At 72.6% G+C, this 17,234-nt stretch carries 15 protein-coding genes; 10 read left to right on the top strand and 5 right to left on the bottom strand.

Translation table 11 applies throughout. The annotated features are described in order from the left end of the window. Positions 1-253: 253 nt before the first annotated feature. The 3 genes from BM085_RS16485 to BM085_RS16475 all read left to right on the top strand — a co-directional run bounded on the left by BM085_RS16485 (position 254) and on the right by BM085_RS16475 (position 5,772). Entirely contained in the window at positions 254-1,630 is a 1,377-nt protein-coding gene (locus tag BM085_RS16485; protein ID WP_245789352.1) for an LCP family protein, read from the top strand. A gap of 27 nt (positions 1,631-1,657) precedes the next feature. Further along, positions 1,658-4,312, top strand: coding sequence for a helix-turn-helix transcriptional regulator (locus BM085_RS16480; RefSeq protein WP_093887840.1), 2,655 nt, complete (start codon positions 1,658-1,660; stop codon positions 4,310-4,312). A gap of 194 nt (positions 4,313-4,506) precedes the next feature. After that, positions 4,507-5,772 (top strand): sensor histidine kinase, encoded by a 1,266-nt coding sequence (locus tag BM085_RS16475; RefSeq protein ID WP_093887839.1) that lies wholly within the window; start codon positions 4,507-4,509, stop codon positions 5,770-5,772. 35 nt (positions 5,773-5,807) lie between these two features. Here the strand turns inward: BM085_RS16475 and BM085_RS16470 are convergent, their stop codons facing one another. After that, positions 5,808-6,869 carry a L,D-transpeptidase family protein gene (locus BM085_RS16470; RefSeq protein WP_177245126.1) on the bottom strand — a complete coding sequence of 354 codons (1,062 nt, stop codon included), beginning with the start codon at positions 6,867-6,869 and terminating at the stop codon, positions 5,808-5,810. Between the two features lie 80 nt (positions 6,870-6,949). Between BM085_RS16470 and BM085_RS16465 the strand changes: the two genes are divergently transcribed. Further along, on the top strand, positions 6,950-7,936 hold the full coding sequence (locus tag BM085_RS16465) for a GlxA family transcriptional regulator (protein ID WP_093887837.1): 987 nt from the start codon (positions 6,950-6,952) through the stop codon (positions 7,934-7,936). Positions 7,937-8,116: 180 nt separating this feature from the next. On the opposite strand, the gene BM085_RS16460 is transcribed toward BM085_RS16465, so the two are convergent. From BM085_RS16460 to BM085_RS16450, 3 genes are read right to left on the bottom strand one after another with little or no spacing between them, the layout of a single operon-like run. Next, complete coding sequence (locus BM085_RS16460) at positions 8,117-8,485, bottom strand: ArsR/SmtB family transcription factor (RefSeq protein WP_093887836.1); 369 nt, start codon at positions 8,483-8,485, stop codon at positions 8,117-8,119. Between the two features lie 37 nt (positions 8,486-8,522). Beyond that, positions 8,523-8,927: a sugar porter family MFS transporter gene (locus BM085_RS45250; RefSeq protein ID WP_218158726.1), complete on the bottom strand. Its 405-nt coding sequence runs from the start codon at positions 8,925-8,927 to the stop codon at positions 8,523-8,525. Next, a complete protein-coding gene (locus tag BM085_RS16450; RefSeq protein ID WP_177245125.1) occupies positions 8,924-9,850 on the bottom strand; it encodes an AurF N-oxygenase family protein in 927 nt (308 codons plus the stop codon). Before BM085_RS16450 ends, BM085_RS45250 begins: the two co-directional genes overlap by 4 nt. A gap of 178 nt (positions 9,851-10,028) precedes the next feature. On the opposite strand from BM085_RS16450, the gene BM085_RS16445 reads away from it, so the two are divergent. The 6 genes from BM085_RS16445 to BM085_RS16420 all read left to right on the top strand — a co-directional run bounded on the left by BM085_RS16445 (position 10,029) and on the right by BM085_RS16420 (position 16,300). After that, entirely contained in the window at positions 10,029-10,610 is a 582-nt protein-coding gene (locus BM085_RS16445; protein WP_093887835.1) for a TetR/AcrR family transcriptional regulator, read from the top strand. A gap of 71 nt (positions 10,611-10,681) precedes the next feature. Continuing rightward, on the top strand, positions 10,682-11,641 hold the full coding sequence (locus BM085_RS16440) for a 3-oxoacyl-ACP synthase III family protein (RefSeq protein WP_093887834.1): 960 nt from the start codon (positions 10,682-10,684) through the stop codon (positions 11,639-11,641). Then, positions 11,641-12,372 (top strand): glycosyltransferase family 2 protein, encoded by a 732-nt coding sequence (locus tag BM085_RS16435; protein WP_093887833.1) that lies wholly within the window; start codon positions 11,641-11,643, stop codon positions 12,370-12,372. Before BM085_RS16440 ends, BM085_RS16435 begins: the two co-directional genes overlap by 1 nt. Then, the gene (locus tag BM085_RS16430) at positions 12,369-13,490 is read left to right on the top strand and encodes a cytochrome P450 (protein WP_031158221.1); all 1,122 of its coding nucleotides are present in this window, start codon (positions 12,369-12,371) and stop codon (positions 13,488-13,490) included. The genes BM085_RS16435 and BM085_RS16430 overlap by 4 nt, the downstream gene beginning before the upstream one ends. Further along, positions 13,487-15,163 carry an AMP-binding protein gene (locus BM085_RS16425; RefSeq protein ID WP_245789351.1) on the top strand — a complete coding sequence of 559 codons (1,677 nt, stop codon included), beginning with the start codon at positions 13,487-13,489 and terminating at the stop codon, positions 15,161-15,163. The genes BM085_RS16430 and BM085_RS16425 overlap by 4 nt, the downstream gene beginning before the upstream one ends. A gap of 216 nt (positions 15,164-15,379) precedes the next feature. Further along, positions 15,380-16,300 (top strand): NAD-dependent epimerase/dehydratase family protein, encoded by a 921-nt coding sequence (locus tag BM085_RS16420; protein ID WP_093887832.1) that lies wholly within the window; start codon positions 15,380-15,382, stop codon positions 16,298-16,300. On the opposite strand, the gene BM085_RS16415 is transcribed toward BM085_RS16420, so the two are convergent. Beyond that, positions 16,258-17,154 carry a hypothetical protein gene (locus BM085_RS16415; protein ID WP_093887831.1) on the bottom strand — a complete coding sequence of 299 codons (897 nt, stop codon included), beginning with the start codon at positions 17,152-17,154 and terminating at the stop codon, positions 16,258-16,260. The two genes, BM085_RS16420 and BM085_RS16415, sit on opposite strands and share 43 nt — an antisense overlap. Positions 17,155-17,234 lie beyond the last annotated feature (80 nt).

The raw sequence follows: 17,234 nt of genomic DNA, 5'->3' as shown, positions 1-17,234 counted from the left end.
CGTAACAGGGGCCCGGAAACGGACAGGCGCACGGCGGCGAGGACCGCGCCGGCCGTCCTCTCCGGGACGGTCCGATGAGCGGGAGCGTGCCGAGGGTTCCTATCCACCCTTTGCGGGTTCTTATCCGCCCTTTATGGAGGATTAGTACACTCGGCGACGGCCGGAATCCGGCTCCTCAACCATGGGCGCATGCCCTGGCCCATCCCCCGGGAGTCACGTGAGCAGCGGGTTGACCGACGCACCCTCCAGGCCCGTGGAGCAGCGTTCTCCCTGGCGGCGCCGCAGGTGGCTGTGGTGGCTGGTGGCCGTCGTCACCGTCGTCGTGGTCGCGGTGGCGGCGACGGTGGGCGGGGTCTACGTCAAGCTGACCGGCAACGTCAAGCACGTCGACGTCACGCCGGAGGATCTGGGCCCCCGTCCGGCCAAGGTCGCCACCAAGGCGCTGAACGTCCTGGTCGTCGGATCGGACCAGCGCAGCGGCAAGAACGCCAAGTACGGCAGGTTCCCCGGCGAGCGGACCGACACGATCATGCTGGCGCACATCTCGCCGAAGCGGGACAACGCGATGGTCGTCAGCTTCCCCCGGGACTCGATGGTCCAGCTCCCCGAGTGCCGGGCCAAGCAGGGGCTCCCCGGCCAGCGGCCGCACCTGGGCATGATCAACGAGTCGTTCAACTCCGGCGGGATCACCTGCACCTGGAAGACCGTCGAGTCGCTCACCGGCATCCACATCGACCACTTCGTGAAGGTCGACTTCACCGGTTTCAAGGGCATGGTCGACGCGGTCGGCGGCGTCGAGGTCTGCCTGCCCGAGCCGGTCGACGACAAGAAGGCCCTGCTGACCCTCCCCGCGGGCCGGCAGACGCTCAAGGGCGAGCAGGCCCTGGGCTACGTCCGGGCCCGCTACAGTCTGGGCGACGGCTCCGACATCGGGCGCATCCAGCGGCAGCAGATGTTCATCGCGTCCATGGTCAAGAAGGTGATGAGCGGCGAGACGCTCACCGACCCCGGGAAGCTGTTCGGCTTCCTCGACGCGGCCACCAAGTCGGTCACGACCGACCCCGGGCTCACCCCGCTCGTCATGAAGGACCTGGCGACCAGCGCCCAGGGCCTGGCCGCCGGACAGATCCACTTCATCACCACCCCCTGGCGCTACTCGGTCACCCACCCCGGCCGGGTGGAGTGGGTCGAGCCGCAGAGCAGGAAGCTGTTCCAGATCGTCGCCCGGGACAGGGCGGTCGCCGGCTCCGGGGTCAAGGGCGGTCAGTCCAAGGTGCCCCGGTCGAAGATCCAGGTCGAGGTGCGCAACGGGACCAGCCGTTCCGGCCTGGCCTCCCTGGTGGCCGTCCGGCTTGAGGAGCGGGGCTACCACATCGCCAAGATCGGCGACGCGCCGCGCAAGCCGTACCCGAAGACCACGATCGCCTACTCGCCCAACGGCGCGGCCGGGGCGCCGACCCTCACCCGCGACCTGCTCGCCTCCAGCGGCAGGCCCGTCCCCCGGGCGACCACGGCGCGGCTCGTCCTGACCATCGGCGACGACTGGAAGGGTCTCAAGCCGCCCCGCCAGGACGACGCCGACGACCTCAACGGTTTCGACGCCACCCACGACTCCTGCGCAGGCGTCTGATCCACCCTTTTAAGTAGGGTTCGAGGCATGTTGCATGGAAGGGCCGCCGAGCAGGCCGTCATCGACCGGCTGCTGGCGGACTCCCGTGCGGGCCGGAGCGGCGCCCTGCTCGTCCGGGGCGAGCCGGGGATCGGCAAGACCGCCCTGCTGGACTACGCGGCCGCCGCCGCCGAGGACCTGCGGGTGATCCGCGGCACCGGGGTGGAGTCGGAGGCCGAGCTGCCGTTCGCCGGGCTGCACCTGCTGCTGCGGCCGGTGTTCGACCGGGTCGGGGCGCTGCCCGAGCAGCAGGAGCGGGCGCTGCGGGCCGCCTTCGGGCTGGCCTCCGTGGCGTCCGGGGACCGGTTGCTGGTCGGCCTGGCCGTGCTCTCCCTGCTGTCGGAGCTGGCCGAGGACGGCCCGCTGCTGGTGCTGGTGGACGACGCGCAGTGGCTGGACCGGGCCTCGACCGACGCGCTGCTGTTCGCCGCGCGGCGGCTGGACGCCGAGGGGGTCGCGCTGATCCTCGCCGCACGGGAGCCCTTCACCGCGCCGGGGATGGCGGAGCTGCCGGTGCGGGGACTCGACGCCACGGCCGCCGCGGCGTTGCTGGGCGGCGGCATCAGCCCGGTCGTGCGCTACCGCGTGCTGGCCGAGGCGCAGGGCAACCCGCTCGCGCTGATCGAGCTGCCCGCCGCGGCGCCCGCCGACGGTACGGCGCTGCCGCTCACCAGCCGGGTGCAGGACGCCTTCCTGGGACAGGTCAGGCAGCTGCCCGAGGCGACACAGGGCCTGCTGGCGGTGGCCGCGGCCGAGGACACCGGCGACCTGGGCGTCGTGCTGCGGGCCGCGGCCGGGTTCGGCGACTTCCTTGAGGACCTCCATCCGGCGGAGAGCGCCGGCCTGGTCAGGGTCGGTGAGGGGACCATGACGTTCCGGCACCCACTGGTCCGGGCCGCCGTCTACCAGGGGATCCCGCCCAGCCTGCGCCTGGCCGTGCACAAGGCGCTGGCCGCCGCGCTCGACGGCCCCGACGACGCCGACCGGCGAGCCTGGCACCTGGCCATGGCCGCGACCGGCCCGGACGAGGAGGTGGCCGCCGAGCTGGAACGGACCGCCACGCGGGCGAGCGGTCGCAGCGGTTACGCCGCCGCGGCCAGCGCCTATGAGCGGGCGGCCCGGCTCAGCACGCGGCCCGGATCCCAGGCACGGCGGCTGACGATGGCCGCGGAGACGGCGGCCTGGGCCGGCGAGCTGGACCGGGCCGGGACGCTCGCCGACCAGGGCGGCCGCCGGCTCGCCGCGCTGACCGGGGAGGAGGGCGGCGAGGCCGGGGAAGCGGCGCTCCGGGCACGGCTCACGCACGTGCGGGCGACCGCCGACTTCCTGCGCGGGTCGCTGCACGCCGCGCACGAGGCGCTGCTCGACGGCGCCGCGATGGTCGACGGTGCCAGGGCGGCGCGGATGCTGATGCAGGCGCTGCACGCCGCCTGGTACATCGGCGCGCCCGAGCTCGACCGCACCGGGGCCAGGCTGGGCGCCCTGGATCTCCCCGGCGACGACCCGCTCGCGCCGGTCATCGGGTTCGTCACGGCGGTCCTGTCCCGGCGGGGGACTCCGCCGTCGTTGGCGGCGATGGTCGCCGAGGCCCGGCGTGCGGGAGCGGACGGCCCCCGTGACCTGGTCCAGGCCTGCGGGATCGGGCTGGCGGCCGGGCAGGACGGAGAGGTCCGCGAGACCGCCGCGTCGCTGGTCGCCGAGGCCCGGTCACTGGGCAACATCGGGGCGCTGCCGACGCTGCTGTTCTTCCTCGCCGAATCCGAACTCTTCCAGGGACGGCACCGGGACGCGCTGGCCGCCGCCACCGAAAGTCTGCGCATCGCGCGCGACACCGGGCAGCGGCAGTGGGCCGGCCAGATGAACAGCCTGCTGGCCTACCTCGCCGCGGTCGAGGGCGACGACGGGCGCTGTCACCTGCTGGTGGACGAGTCCCTCGCGGACGGCGCGGCGGGGACCCGGTGGGCGGTCTGGGCGCTGGGCCTGCTCGACCTCGGCCACGGCCGGGTCGAGGCCGCGCTCTCCCGGCTCGAACCCGTGGCCGGCGGGCACCACGTGTCCGAGACACGGTGCGTGCCCGATCTGGTGGAGGCGGCCGTACGGCTCGGCGTCCCGGAGCGCGCGGCCGGGGCCTTCGCGCGCTACCGGGAGTGGGCCGGGTACACGCGGCAGCCGTGGGCCGAGGCCCTGGTGCTGCGCTGCCGGGCCCTGCTCGAAGACTCGGAGGAGCACTTCGCCGCGGCTTTGAAGATCGACGGAAGGCCCTTCGAGCGGGCCAGGACCGAGCTGCTCTACGGCGAGTGGCTCCGCCGTACCCGGAGGAAGGCCGACGCGCGCGCCCATCTGCGCGCCGCGCTGGAGACCTTCGAGCGCCTGGAGGCCGCGCCGTGGGCGGACAGGGCACGCGTGGAGCTGAGCGCCACCGGGTCCGCCGCGCCCGCCGCCCCCGCGCCCGGACCGCTGGCCCGGCTCACGCCGCAGGAACTGCAGATCGTACGGCTGGCGGCGCAGGGCCTGTCGAACCGGGACATCGCGGCCCAGCTCTTCCTGAGCCCGCGCACGGTCGGCCACCACCTCTACAAGGCCTACCCCAAACTCGGCGTCGCCTCCCGCGGCGAACTCGGCACGCTCCCCCTTTCCGACTAAACGGACATAAGAGCATAGAAGCCCTTTGCTTCCCTATAGATACTCTCCGCTTATAAGTGGATGAAAGGGGATTTCTAGGGGGGAATGTGACTTCATCGCGACGCCCACGCTCGATCCGGGGACGGGCGACGTGCACCGCACTTCTGATCTTCGCGGTGGTTCTGGGGGCCGGGGCGCTCGCTACATCACTGGGTGTGCGTACCAAGGTGCTGAACGAGACCATGCTCACCGCGGCCGTGGCGGCCCGGCAGGCGTACGAGATCGTCAACGAGGGGCCGCCGACCAGCACGCTCCCGACGAAACGGGTCGGTTACCTCCAGGTCGTCACCCCCGAAGGCCGCGTCGTCGCCGCCAGCCCGGAGGCGAAGGGACAGCCCGCGATCAGCGATCTGTGGCCCGTCGACGGCGACAGCCGGGTGGACGGGACATCCTGCACGACATCCACCAAGGGCGGGCAGACGTGCTTCATCGTCGTGGGTTTCCAGGACAGCCGATCCCCCTACGGCAACGTCATGGTCTACGCGGCGGAGCCGCAGCCCCCGCTGCTCGGCAGCCACGTCCTGGAGATCGCGCTGGCCTTCTTCTGCCTCGCGCTGCTCACCCTGCTCGGCTGGGGCACCTGGCGGATCGTCGGCCGGACCCTGGCCCCGGTGCAGCGGATCCGCGCCGAGATGGCCGAGATCACCGGCACCTCCAATCTCAGCCGCCGGATGACCGTGCCCGACGGGGAGGATGAGATGACGGGGCTCACCCAGACCGTCAACGCGACCCTCGACCGGCTGGAGCAGGCCCTGGAGAACCAGCGCCGCTTCGCCTCGGACGCCTCCCACGAACTGCGCACCCCGCTGACCGGCCTGCGCACCAAGCTCGAACTCGCGCTCGCCGACCCCGAGGGCGACGATCCGTCGCGGACGATGCGGTCCGCGCTGGCCGACACCGAGAGGCTCCAGGCCATCGTGGACGACCTGCTCATGCTCGCCCGCCTCGACGCCGGGGTGCAGGACTCACCCGAACGGATCAACCTCGCCGACCTCGTCACCACCGAGGTGAAACAGCGACCGACCCGGCACGAGATCCTCATGCGTCTCAAGCCTGACGTGGTGGTCCAGGGCAACAGGCTCCAACTCGGCCGGCTGCTGACCAACCTGCTCGCGAACGCCGACCGGCACGCGGCCGACGAGGTCGAGGTCTACGTCGGCAGCGAGGGAGGCGAGGCCGTGCTGGAGGTCACCGACGACGGGCTCGGCATCCCCCCAGACCAGCGCGATCGGGTCTTCGAGAGGTTCACCCGCCTGGACTCCGCCCGCGGCCGTGACGCCGGGGGGACGGGGCTGGGGCTGCCCATCGCCAGGGACATCGCGGCGGCGCACCGGGGCAGACTGTACGCGGCCGACAACACCAGCGGCCGCGGCGCCCGGCTGGTCCTCAGGCTGCCGCTGTCCGCCACCGGCCCCACTTAGCTTTCACACCGGTCCGGCTTCTGGTTCACGCCGTCCTAGCCCTTACGCCGGACGTGGACCGTGTCGCCCACGCCGACCATGTGGAAGAGCCGCTCGGCGATGTGCTCCGGGATCCGGGCGCACCCGGAGACGGGGCGCGGCGGCGGCGTCGGGGACACGGACGGCGCCGGAGGGAGCGGCGTCGGGAGGACCGGCGAGGTCGGGGAGACCGGCCGGACCTGATCGAACGGGGCGCTCCGGTAGAGCGGGTGGAGAGGATGATCCGGCTGGAGCGGGCGGTCCGGGTGGTCCTGCCGGGCGAACCGGACCGGGCGGGCCGACTTCATCGAGAGCACCGGCCGGTCAGGACGCTCCGCCCCGGGCGCACGGACCGGGTTCACGGCCGGACGGTCCGGGAGCGCCCGATCCCCGCCCCGCCGGGCTCCCGCCCCCACCACCCCGCCGCCGGGGCCGTGCTTGAGCCCGCCCGTGAAGCCACTGGTGAGACCACTCCTGACGGCGCTGGTGAAGCCGGCGGGGTCCCTCACGAAGGAGAGCGTCTCGTACATCGTCGCCAGCGGATCCTCCGCCCGGTGCCGCTCACGCTGGACGATGTGGAAGTCACCCGCCGGGGTGAGCGTGCTGGAGCTGTTGCCGTACTGGCAGAAATACGTCCCGCTGCCGGTGGAGACGTGGGAGATGAGCATCGGGCGGTTGTGGCGGTAGACGGTGAGAAGCTGGCGGCGCAGGTCGATCTCGACCCGCCGCGGCCCTCCCGCCGGTACGAGCGGCGGCGCCCAGTGCGGATGGGCGAGCGCCCGCCAGGTCTCCGGTCCGACCTCGTCCTTGGCCATCAGCCCCTGCGACTTCTGAAAGGCCCAGACCGCGACCTGGGTCTCCGCGCCGTAGTAGCCGTTCACCAGTCCTGGGGAGAAGTTCAGTTCCTGCAGCCGTCGTTGCAACCGCTCCACGATCTTCGCGTAGTCACCGGGATGCAGGGTACGTCCCTTGGCCGACGCCGGGGCCGGGAGCCCCAGCAGGCCTACGGCCACAACCACCGTTCCCGCCAGATATTTGATCACATGGCGATGAATACCCCGGCACCCCAGGAAAGCCATGTCGGACATCGTAAAGAATCAATCCCGACATTAACCCCTGGTGAAAGTGGCCTGAATCCATTGTGTGGAAGGATCCAGCCATGCACAGGATCGTCGTACTCGCCCTGGACGGTGTCATCCCCTTCGAGCTGGGCATCCCGGCGCGGGTCTTCGGAGTGGCGAGGGGCCCGGACCGCGAACCGCTCTACGAGGTGATCACCTGCACCGTCGACGGCCGCCCCGTCCGCACCGACGCCGACTTCTCGATCGTGGTGGAGCACGGAGCCGAGGCGCTGGCCACCGCGGACACCGTGGTGATCCCGGCCACCCACGCGCTCGGCCAGATCTCCACGGAGGGACGGCTCCCCGAGCCGCTGGCCCGGGCGATCGCCCGCATCCGGCCGGGCACCCGCCTGGTCTCGATCTGCACCGCCGCCTACGTCCTCGCGGCGGCCGGGCTGCTCGACGGCCGCCCGGCGACCACCCACTGGAGCAGCGCCGAGCACTTCCAGAAGCGGTTCCCCCAGGTCAACGTCAACCCCAACGTGCTGTTCGTGGACGACGGGGATGTGCTGACCTCGGCCGGCGTGGCCGCCGGGGTCGACCTGTGCCTGCACATCGTCCGCCGGGACCACGGCAGCGAGGCCGCCAACCGCGTGGCCCGGCGGTGTGTCGTCCCGCCGTGGCGCGACGGCGGCCAGGCCCAGTTCATCGAGCGTCCGATCCCCGAGCGATCCACCGCCACCACCTCGGCGACCAGGGCCTGGGCGCTGGAGCGCCTGCACCTGCCGCTCCCCCTCACCGAGCTGGCCGACCACGCCCGAATGAGCCGGCGCACCTTCACCCGGCGCTTCCGCGACGAGATGGGGGTCAGTCCGGGCCAGTGGCTCACCCTGCAGCGGATGGAGCTGGCCCGCCGCCTGTTGGAGGCCAGCGACCTGCCGGTGGACGGCGTCGCCGAGCGGGCCGGTTTCGGCACCGCCGCCTCCCTCCGGCAGCACATGCAGGCGGCCATCGGCGTCTCACCGATGGCCTACCGTCGCACGTTCCGGTCGGCGGAGCCCGATCTGACCCTGGTCGAGGCCTGAGCCCCCGCCCAATGCCTGAGCTCCCGCCCCTGGTCGAGGCCCGCGCCGCTGCCTCCGATGCCTGAGCCTCCGCTCCTGGCCCGGAGCCCGGTCCGCGCGCCCCGGCGAGCTGGGCCGACCGCGACGGACCGTGACAGATCAGCCGTGACAGATCAGCAATGACGGGCCGGCCATGACAGGTCAGCCGTGACGGAGGTGCTCGCGGCTGAGGTCGAGAAGCATCCGCACGTGGACGTCGGCGAGACGGTAGTAGATCATCCGTCCGGCCCGGCGGCTGGCCACGATGCCCGCCGTCCGCAGCAGCCTGAGCGCGTGCGACACGGCGGTGTCGCTGACCTCCACCGTCTCGGTGAGGTCGCAGACACACAGCTCACCGGCTTCGAGCAGGGCATACAGAAGCTGCGCCCTGGTCGGGTCTCCCAGCAGGCGGAACAGCTCGGCGAGCTGGGTCGCCTCCTCCGGGGTGACGAGCCGGTCCCGCGCCGCCGCCACCCTTCCCTCATCCGGCTCCATGGTCGTGCATGCGTCCAGCCCGGTGAGGACATCCATGGGACAAACTCCTGAACAGGTGCTCAAATGATAATGACTATCGTATCAAGCTACCTGTTCTGGTGGCGGATCTCACGAAACGCGCCATCGCGACGGCGATCGACCGCGGGCGGGCTCCGGCGTACGGCATGAGCGCGGTGAGGCCGGCGCCCGGGGCGAGCACCCTCCCGGAGCCCTCAGACTGCGGGGGCTCCTCCAGCCGGACGCCCTTCTCCCGCTCGACCTCCTCCTCGATGCCGTCGACCAGTTCCTCGGCCTCCCGGTCCCGGCCGTGGATGAACAGCCGGCGCGGGCTCTCGGGCACGTGCCGCCGGACGATGAGGATGCCCAGGCCCAGGACCACGCCCAGGCCGAACGCGATGCGCCGGCCCACGTTCGCCGCGAAGTCGTTCAGCAGCGGGACTGTCAGCAGCGCGCCGCCGGCGGCGCCGCGCCAGTTCATGCCAGGGGATCGCGCCCCCGCAGGTCGGCCTGTGGCAGGAGTCCTGCCCGGCGCCACAGGCGCCTGCCCGGCCCCTTGATCATCCCCAGCCCGCCCAGTTCGGCCACCACCTTGCCCGCCGCCCACGCGAGGGTCTGCCGGTAGTGCGGGTTGCGGGCGGCCACCCTGCGGGCCCGCCGCGGGTCGAGCCCGACAGCGGCGTAGACGCCGGGGTGGACCAGGCGGGTCGTCGCGAGGTAGACGGCGCCGCCGAGGACCAGCCGGTGGTAGGCGCGGGCGAACGGCCCGGCCGCCGTCCACTGGCGGGCGAGCTCCTGCTTGGCGTAGCGGATGTGCCGGGCCTCCTCGACCACGTGGATCCGGGCGACCTGGCGGGACAGCGGCTGCAACGTCTCGTCCGCCATGGCCTCGCGCTGCAGCGCGTCGAGGATCTCCTCCACGAAGAGCGCCCCGGCGAACCCGGAGATCTGCCGGAGCACCAGCACCACCGACCGTCCGAGCAGGCGGGCGACGCGGTCGGGGCCGTAGGCGGGGCACCCGAACTTGTCGATCATCCGGGCGAACATCACGGAGTGCCGGGTCTCGTCGCCGATCTCGGTCAGCGCGTACTGGACGTGCTTGGTCGTGGGGTCCTGGTCGTAGATGTGCCGCATGAGCACCCGGATCAGCAGGCACTCGAACCAGACGCCGACGCTCGCGACGCTGGCCGTCTCGTGCCTGGTCAGCTCGATCCGCCGCTCCTCGCCGAGCTCCTCCCACAGCGCCGTGCCGTACAGGGAGGAGCGGTGCGGTGGGGAGAAGGGGCGTCCCTCGACGAGCGGGGCCTCCCAGTCGATCTCGGTCAGCGGGTCGTAGGAGTGCTTGGCCGAGGTGCGCAGCAGCCGCTCGGCGGTCCGCTCACGGTCCGGGGGCGCGATCGTCACGAGGATTCTCCCAACCGCCTATTTACATTTCCATCTGAAACGTAAATCTCCGGCGGTCGCCGGTCAACACCTTCCGTTTACATTTCACCGGCATCCGTAAGGAGTGTCCGATCGCGCAGGCAGACCCACGGGTACGATCACCCCCAACCCCTCATGACCGCGACAGGAGCCGGACCCGATGAGTGAAGAGGACATCCGGGGACGGATCCTCGACGCCGCCGAGGAGTGCTTCCTCGAGATCGGGTTGAGCGCCCGGATCCACCGGCTCATCGCCGAACGGGCCGCGGTCTCGCGCCCCACGGTCTACAAGCACGTCGGGGACCAGCAGGCCATCCTCGACGCGCTCCTGCACCGGGAGGTCGGCCGCTTCCTCGACATCGCGCGCCCCCTGCTCGAACGGCCCGGCCCGGTCAGGGAGCAGCTCGCCGAGATCGTGGCGTTCAGCGTCACCTACGCCCGGCGCCATCCCCTGCTGCGCAAGATGCTCCTGGAGCAGCCGGAGGTGGTGCTCCCCCGGTTCACGGTCGACGCCGGGCCGCTGATGCGCCTGGCCGTCGACGCGACGGCGCCCGCGCTGCGGCGGGCCTTCGCCCGCGCGGGGGCCGCCGAGATCAGGATCGACGTGGTGATCGAGTGGGGGGTACGGCTCATCCTCTCCCTCATCACCACTCCCAGCCTGACGGCCGATCTGGACGATCCCGTCGAACTACGCCGTTACATCGACACCCTGATGCGCATCGGCCTCATCCCGCTGTCATGACCGGGACAATTTCCGGTCTTTTCGATACATTGCGCGGACATGGGGAGAATTGACCATATATAGGGGGAGCGATGAGAGCCCGTATCACGGGCGTCGCGACGTATCTGCCGGAACGGACGCTGACCAGCGCGGAGGTGGAGCGGCGGATCGAGGGATACGTGCCCTACCGAGGTGTCGTCGAGCGGCTGACGGGAATCCGGTCACGGCACGTCGCCCGCGACGATCAGCAGGCATCCGACCTGGCGGCGGAGGCCGCACGCAAACTCGATCACGCCGACGCCGATCTGCTGATCTTCGCCTCCGCCTCGCAGGACCTGGTCGAGCCCGCGACCGCGCACATCGTGGCGGCCAAGCTCGGCCTGTCCTGCCCGGTGTTCGACGTCAAGAACGCCTGCAACAGCATGCTCAACGGGATCCAGATCGCCGAGGCGCTGATCCTGTCCGGCGCGCACCGCGAGGTGCTGGTCTGCTCGGGTGAGGTCCCCTCGCGGGCGATCCGGTGGCGGGTCAGGGACCGGGCGCAGTTCGTGGACTCCTTCGCCGGATACACGCTGTCGGACACCGGGGCCGCGGTGCTGGTCACCGCGGATTTGGAACGTGGCATTTTCTACCGCGACTTCTCGGCCGACTCCACCGCGTGGGCGATCGGCACCCTGCCGGGAGGCGGCTCGGCGCATCCGCGCGATCCCGAGTACTCCTACTTCCGGGGCGACGGGCGGCGGCTGAAGGAGGCGTTCGAGCGGATCGGCCCGGACATCTTCCTCAACGCGCTCAAGCGCACCGGCCTGAGCTGGGACGACTTCGCCGTCGTGGCGGTGCACCAGGTGGCGCTGCCGTACCTGCGCTTCCTCGCGCGGGTGCTGGACATCCCCGAGGAGAAACTCGTGGTCAGCCTGCCCGAGCACGGCAACTGCGCCTCGACCACGCTGCCGCTCCAGCTCGCGCTGGGCGGGTGGGAGCCGGGCGACCGGGTCGCGCTGCTCGGCCTGGGCGGCGGGATCAGCACGGGCGTGATGCTGGCGGAGATGTGATGGACCTCTGGGTGATCGTTCCGGCCTACAACGAGGCCGCGGGCATCGAGGCGACGCTCCGGGCGCTGGCCGGGCAGGACGACCGTGACTTCACGCTGGTCGTGGTGGACAACGCGAGCACCGACGACACCGCCGAGATCGTCCGGCGGCACGGCGTCACGGTGATCACCGAGACCCGGAAGGGCACCGGCGCCGCCTCCGACACCGGGATGCGCCACGCCATCGCGCACGGCGCGACCCATCTGGCCAGGACCGACGCCGACTGCCTGCCCCGCCCCGACTGGGTGCGCAACATCCGGCGCGCGTTCGGCGACGGGCTGGAGATGGTCGGCGGCCGGCTCGTGCCCCGGACCGACGAGTTCCCGCTGAAGTTCTGGGAGCGGCGGTTCATCCCGTTCGTGGTGGACGTGGCCGCGACGTTCGGCCGCTACCGGCCGGGCAACCGGTCGCCGGAGTATCTCGGGCCGTACGTGATGATGCCCGGCGCGACCCTGGCCATCACCGCCGCGCTCTACGAGCGGGCGGGGGGTTTCCCGAGGACCGCGATCGAGGAGGTCCACGAGGACCGTGCCCTGGTCAACCGGGTCCGCAAGCTCACCTCCGCCTACGGCTCGCGCCGCGACGTGGTCGTCTTCGGCTCGGTCCGGCGTCTGCGGGCGTACGGCCTGGCGGGCACCCTGGCCTGGTACGCCGACCATCGCTACCAGCCCGAAGTGATCGATATCCGGTGAACCACGAGGCACGGCTCTACCTGGCCGCGCACCCCTTCGTCTACCCGCTCATGCGGCTGCTGGCCCGCCTCGGCCCGGTGGTCCGCGTCCCCGGGCTGGGGGTCGTGGTCAACGACGCCGTCACCGCGCGCGCCGTACTGACCGACGAGCGCTTCCGCAAGGACGGTCCCGGATCGCCCGGTGACCTGTGGACCCCGGTGCTCGGCCCGTCGGTGCTGCTCAACATGGAGGGCCCCGGCCACCTCGCGCTGCGCCGGAAGCTGATGCCGCTGTTCACCTCCGCGTATGTCTCGGCGCTGGTCGCCGACGTGCTGCGGGAGCCGCTGGCCGACCTCTCCGCACGGCTGGGGCGCGGCGAGACGGTCGACCTGGTCGACGCCATGCGGGTGATGGCCGGCGCGGTGATCTGCCGGGTGATCGGGCTGGGCGAGGTCTCCGAGGCCCGTGCCCGCGAGCTGTTCGCGGACGGGGAGCGGGTCGTCTCGATGGTCTCGCTGAGGTCCCGGCGGCTGCGGGACCGGCAGGTGGTGATCGCCCGGCAGGTGCTGGACAAGATCGGGGACATCGCCCAGGCCGCCTACGAGGCCGGAGACGAGTCCACCGTGATGGGCCGGATGCGGGCGCAGGGGCTGTCGGCGGCCGAGGCCAGGGGCGCGGCCGGCGCGTTCTTCCTGACCGGCACCGAGACCGTCGCCACCTTCGTGCCCCGGCTGATCGCCCTCCTGCACGACCACCGGACGCGGGTCGGCGATCTGGACCAGGTGATCGAGGAGGCCATGCGGATCACCACGCCGACGCCGATGATGCTGCGCTCGGTGGGCTCCGCCGCGCGGATCGGCCGGGTGGCGGTGCGGCCCGGCGACAGGGTGCTGATCGTGACCCACAACTGCGCCCGGGCATACGGCCCGTTCGACCCTTCCCGCCGGCACCCGCCCGAGCTGCGCCGGCTCTGGTTCGGCGCCGGCCCGCACTTCTGCATCGGCTACCCGCTGGCCCTGGCCGAGATCCGGGCGGTCGCCTCGGTCCTGCTCTCCCATCACGTGCGCGTCGTACGGCGGCGCGCGGCAAGAGGAGTCCTCATCCCCACCTACGAACACCTGTGGATCACCGCGGCATGAGCGACGACATCATCGGCGGCATCATGGCCACCGCGGGCCGGGAGCCCGGGCGGACCGCCATCATCGACGGCCGTGGCCGCGAGATCTCCTACGGCGAGCTGGCCCGCCGGGTGGAGGCGGTCCGCACCGCCATGTCCGGACGGCCACGCTCCGGCCCCGCCCCCCGGTACGGCCCCGTTCCGGATGAGGATTCCCGATCCCGCGAGAAGGACCGGGGCCCCGTCGACGGCCAGACCGGCACGGCGGACCGGGACGGCACGGCGGACCGGGACGGCACGGCGGACCGGGACGGCACGGACGGCGGGCTGCGGCCCGGGGACGGGGTGCTGTTCGCGGTGCGGCCGGGGGTGGACGCGGTGGTGCTCGCGCTGGGGGCGGTGGCCGCCGGCGGGACGCTCGTGCTCGCCGACCCCGGGCTGGCCCCCGAGGTGCTCGGCGCCCGCATGACCGCCACCCGCCCCAGATGGGTGGTCGCCGAGTCCCTGCTCTACACCCTGAGCGGCCCGCTCAAGGGCCTGGCCCGCCGCCGCGGCCTGCTCCTGCCGAACCTCCGCGACCCCCTTCCCGGCCGGCCGGTCCGCCACCTCTACACGGGGCCCTGGCTGCCCGGCGTCCCCCGGGCGGCCCTGCGGCTGTCACGGATCCTCCGGTCGCCCGGTGACAGCACCCCGGAGGGCCCCGCCTCCTCCCCGGACACCCCGGACCCCATCGCCGCAGATCAGCCAGCGGCGGTGATCTTCACTTCGGGGACCACCGCGCGACCGCGAGGCGTGGTGCACACCCGGGGGTCCCTGGCTGCGGGGCTGGCGCTTTTCCGGAGCGCGTTCCCGCTGGGCCCCGGCGACGTCGTGCACACCGACCAGCTCATGCTGGGGCTGCCGGCGCTCCTGGCCGGGGCCACCTGGTCGCTGCCCGGAGACGGGGACCCCGCCGAGGAGATGGCCGCCAGGGGGGCCACCCACACCTTCGCCGTCCCGGTGCACCTGGACAGGTTGCTCCGCCGGACGCCCAGGCTCCCCGAGACCCTGCGCTACCTGCTGCTCGGGGCGGCCCCCGCGCCCCCGGCCGTGCTCCGCCGGGCGATCGAGGCCGGGCCCGAGGTGCTGTCGGTCTACGCGATGACCGAGGCGCTGCCGATCGCGATCGCCTCGGCGCGGGAGAAGCTGGCCCAGGCAGAGGGGGACCTGCTCGGCGCGCCCCTGCCGGGGGTCGGTGTCCGGATCGCCGACGACGGCGAGCTGTTCGTCTCCGGGCCCCATCTCGCCCGGCGATATCTGGGCGAGGACCCGCTGGAGGAGATCGCGACGGGGGACCTGGTCCGGATCGAGGAGGGCCGGCTCGTCCTGCTCGGCCGGAAGAAGGACATGATCCTCCGCGACGGGGTGAACATCTACCCCGGTCTCTACGAACCGGCGGTGGCCGCCCTGCCCGGAGTGGCCGAGGCGGCGATCGTCGGACTCACCGACCCCGAGACCGGGGACGAGGAGGTCGTGCTGGCCGTCGTCCCCGCCGGCGGCTACGACGAGGGCCTGCTGCGGAAGGCCCTTCCGGCGATCATCGACGCCGCGGCCCTCCCCGACCGCATCGAACCCCTCGACGCCTTCCCCCGTTCCGGCCGCGCCGACAAACTCGACCGTGCCGCCCTCCGTGACCTGGTCACCCGCCGTGCCTGAGCAGCCGCGAGATCCGGCCGGCGCGCCGGGGCCGGTGCCGGGCGGAGGCAGGGCGGGCGACCCGGCAGGCGCGCCGGGGCCGGTGCCGGGCGGAGGCGGGGCGGGCGACCCGGCAGGCGCGCCAGGGCCGGGCGGCGGCGCGCCGGGAGCGACGGGATCCGGCCGCCCTCCCGGACGGCCCGGACCCGGGAGCCTCCGTGGAAACGGGGACGGGCCGTGCTGAGAGTCGGGGTGACCGGGGCTTCGGGGTTCGTGGGCGGGGCGGTCTGCCGCGCGGCCGTGCGCGAGGGGTGGCGGGTCTCCGCCTTCGGCAGGCGGCCCTCGGTGGCGGACGGGCATGTGGGCGGCGCGCCGTACACGCCGTGGGATCTCCTGGGGGACAGGCCGGAGCTGCCCGAGGTGGACGTGGTGATCCACTGCGCCGGGAGCGTCACGGACTGGGGGCCGGCGGAGGACGTCTGGGCGGCCAACGTGGACGGCACCCGCAACGCGGCCGCGGCCTTCCCGGGGGCCAGGTTCGTGCATGTGAGTACGGCCAGCGTCTACGACCCGTTCCGGCCGACCGTGATGGCCACCGAGGACATGGCCCCGGTGAGCCGGTACGTCAACGCCTACGGCGCCGCGAAGGCCGCCGCGGAGCGGGTCCTGAGGGGGGCGGTCGTGCTGCGGCCGCACGCCGTCTACGGCAGGGGGGACACGACCCTGCTCCCCCGGGTCCTGGGGGCGGTCCGGGGAGGGAGGCTCCTCGCGGTGGGCGACGGCCGCCAGCGGGTCAGCCTGACCTCGGTGGACAACCTGGTCCAGGCCTGCCTGCTCGCCGCCGCCGGTCCCGTCGGGCACGGCGTCTTCAACGTGACCGACGCCGAGCCGGTCGTCCTCGACGACGCCCTCCGCTCGATCCTGGAGGAACGGGGCATCGACGCCGAGCCGTACTATCTGCCCCTCGGGCTGGCCGAACCCCTCGCCGTCGCCGCCGAGACCGCGTTCCGGCTGCTCCGGCGCGCGCGCCCGCCCCGGCTCACCCGCTACGCCGTGGGCCACCTGGCGGTGGAGCGGACCCTCGACATCACCGCCGCCCGCGACCGGCTGGGCTTTCAGCCCGCGGGGACGTCGTTCACGGGCGCGGCCGGCTGGTGATCGCGGGAGGCCCGCTTCCGGCGGCACGCGAGGAAGGCCGCCCCGGCCACGACCAGGCCGGCCGCGAAGATCACGCGCAGGCCGGCCCTCAGGAACCCGGTCAGCGCGTCGAAGACGGCGGTCGCGGCGGCCTCCGGCATCGCGTTCTCGACGTAGTCGGGCAGATAGACGTCGCGGATCACCGCCAGGGCGGCGGCCAGCAGGAACATGCTCGCGGCCAGCCCGAGTCCGGCGCCCAGCAACGCCCGCTGCCGGTCGCGGGCCAGCAGCACCCCCGCCGTGAGGAGGGCGAGGGACAGGATCGGCAGCACCCATTTCAGCCTGATCAGCCAGGTGTAGGCGGTCTGCGCCTTGACCAGGTCGGCTGAGGAGAACAGTTCGAAAGCGGGGTGCAGGTCGGGGAGGGGGCCGCCCAACTCCCGCTGGAGCAGGCTGTTCACCTGATCCTTGACCGGGTGGTACACCGGGCTGAGGTCGAGGCTGACAGTGTCGTCCCGCACCGGCGGCACGCGGCCGTCCTCGCCCGACAGGATCGCGATGAGCCGCCGGTGCGTCACCCTGTTGATGTCCTCCCAGACGGCGGGGAACTCCTTGCCTCTGACGACCGCCTGCACCAGCGTGTGGACCAGGTCTTCGGCCGGCGACAGCGCCCGTTTCCGCAGCGGCCTGGTGATCACGCCGGTGACGCGGTCCACGATGGCGTCCTGGACGTCCGGGTCGTACGCCAGCGGGGCGACGGCCTCGACGTAGCGGCCGGTGTCGGCGATGCCGGCCGCCGCCCAGAATCCGACGAGGGCGGGCGGGGCGAAGACGCAGCCGAGCACGACCAGGATCGCACTGAACGCAGCCCGCACAGGATCCCCCTCCCCGGCCTTCTGGGAATCCTCGGCCTTATCTGGGAATCCCCACCTCCACCTGGTAAAACCCGCCAGAT

Source organism: Streptosporangium canum, assembly GCF_900113865.1.
GTDB classification, from domain to species: Bacteria; Actinomycetota; Actinomycetes; order Streptosporangiales; family Streptosporangiaceae; genus Streptosporangium; species Streptosporangium canum.
This window is presented reverse-complemented; position numbering and strand designations above follow the sequence as displayed.

Excerpts from the sequence above, each read along its gene's own strand:
- BM085_RS16480 (WP_093887840.1), top strand. The coding sequence starts at position 1,658 with ATGTTGCATGGAAGGGCCGCCGAGCAGGCCGTCATCGACCGGCTGCTG.
- BM085_RS16470 (WP_177245126.1), bottom strand. The coding sequence starts at position 6,869 with ATGGCTTTCCTGGGGTGCCGGGGTATTCATCGCCATGTGATCAAATAT.
- BM085_RS16465 (WP_093887837.1), top strand. The coding sequence starts at position 6,950 with ATGCACAGGATCGTCGTACTCGCCCTGGACGGTGTCATCCCCTTCGAG.
- BM085_RS16460 (WP_093887836.1), bottom strand. The coding sequence starts at position 8,485 with ATGGATGTCCTCACCGGGCTGGACGCATGCACGACCATGGAGCCGGAT.
- BM085_RS45250 (WP_218158726.1), bottom strand. The coding sequence starts at position 8,927 with ATGAACTGGCGCGGCGCCGCCGGCGGCGCGCTGCTGACAGTCCCGCTG.
- BM085_RS16445 (WP_093887835.1), top strand. The coding sequence starts at position 10,029 with ATGAGTGAAGAGGACATCCGGGGACGGATCCTCGACGCCGCCGAGGAG.
- BM085_RS16440 (WP_093887834.1), top strand. The coding sequence starts at position 10,682 with ATGAGAGCCCGTATCACGGGCGTCGCGACGTATCTGCCGGAACGGACG.
- BM085_RS16435 (WP_093887833.1), top strand. The coding sequence starts at position 11,641 with ATGGACCTCTGGGTGATCGTTCCGGCCTACAACGAGGCCGCGGGCATC.
- BM085_RS16425 (WP_245789351.1), top strand. The coding sequence starts at position 13,487 with ATGAGCGACGACATCATCGGCGGCATCATGGCCACCGCGGGCCGGGAG.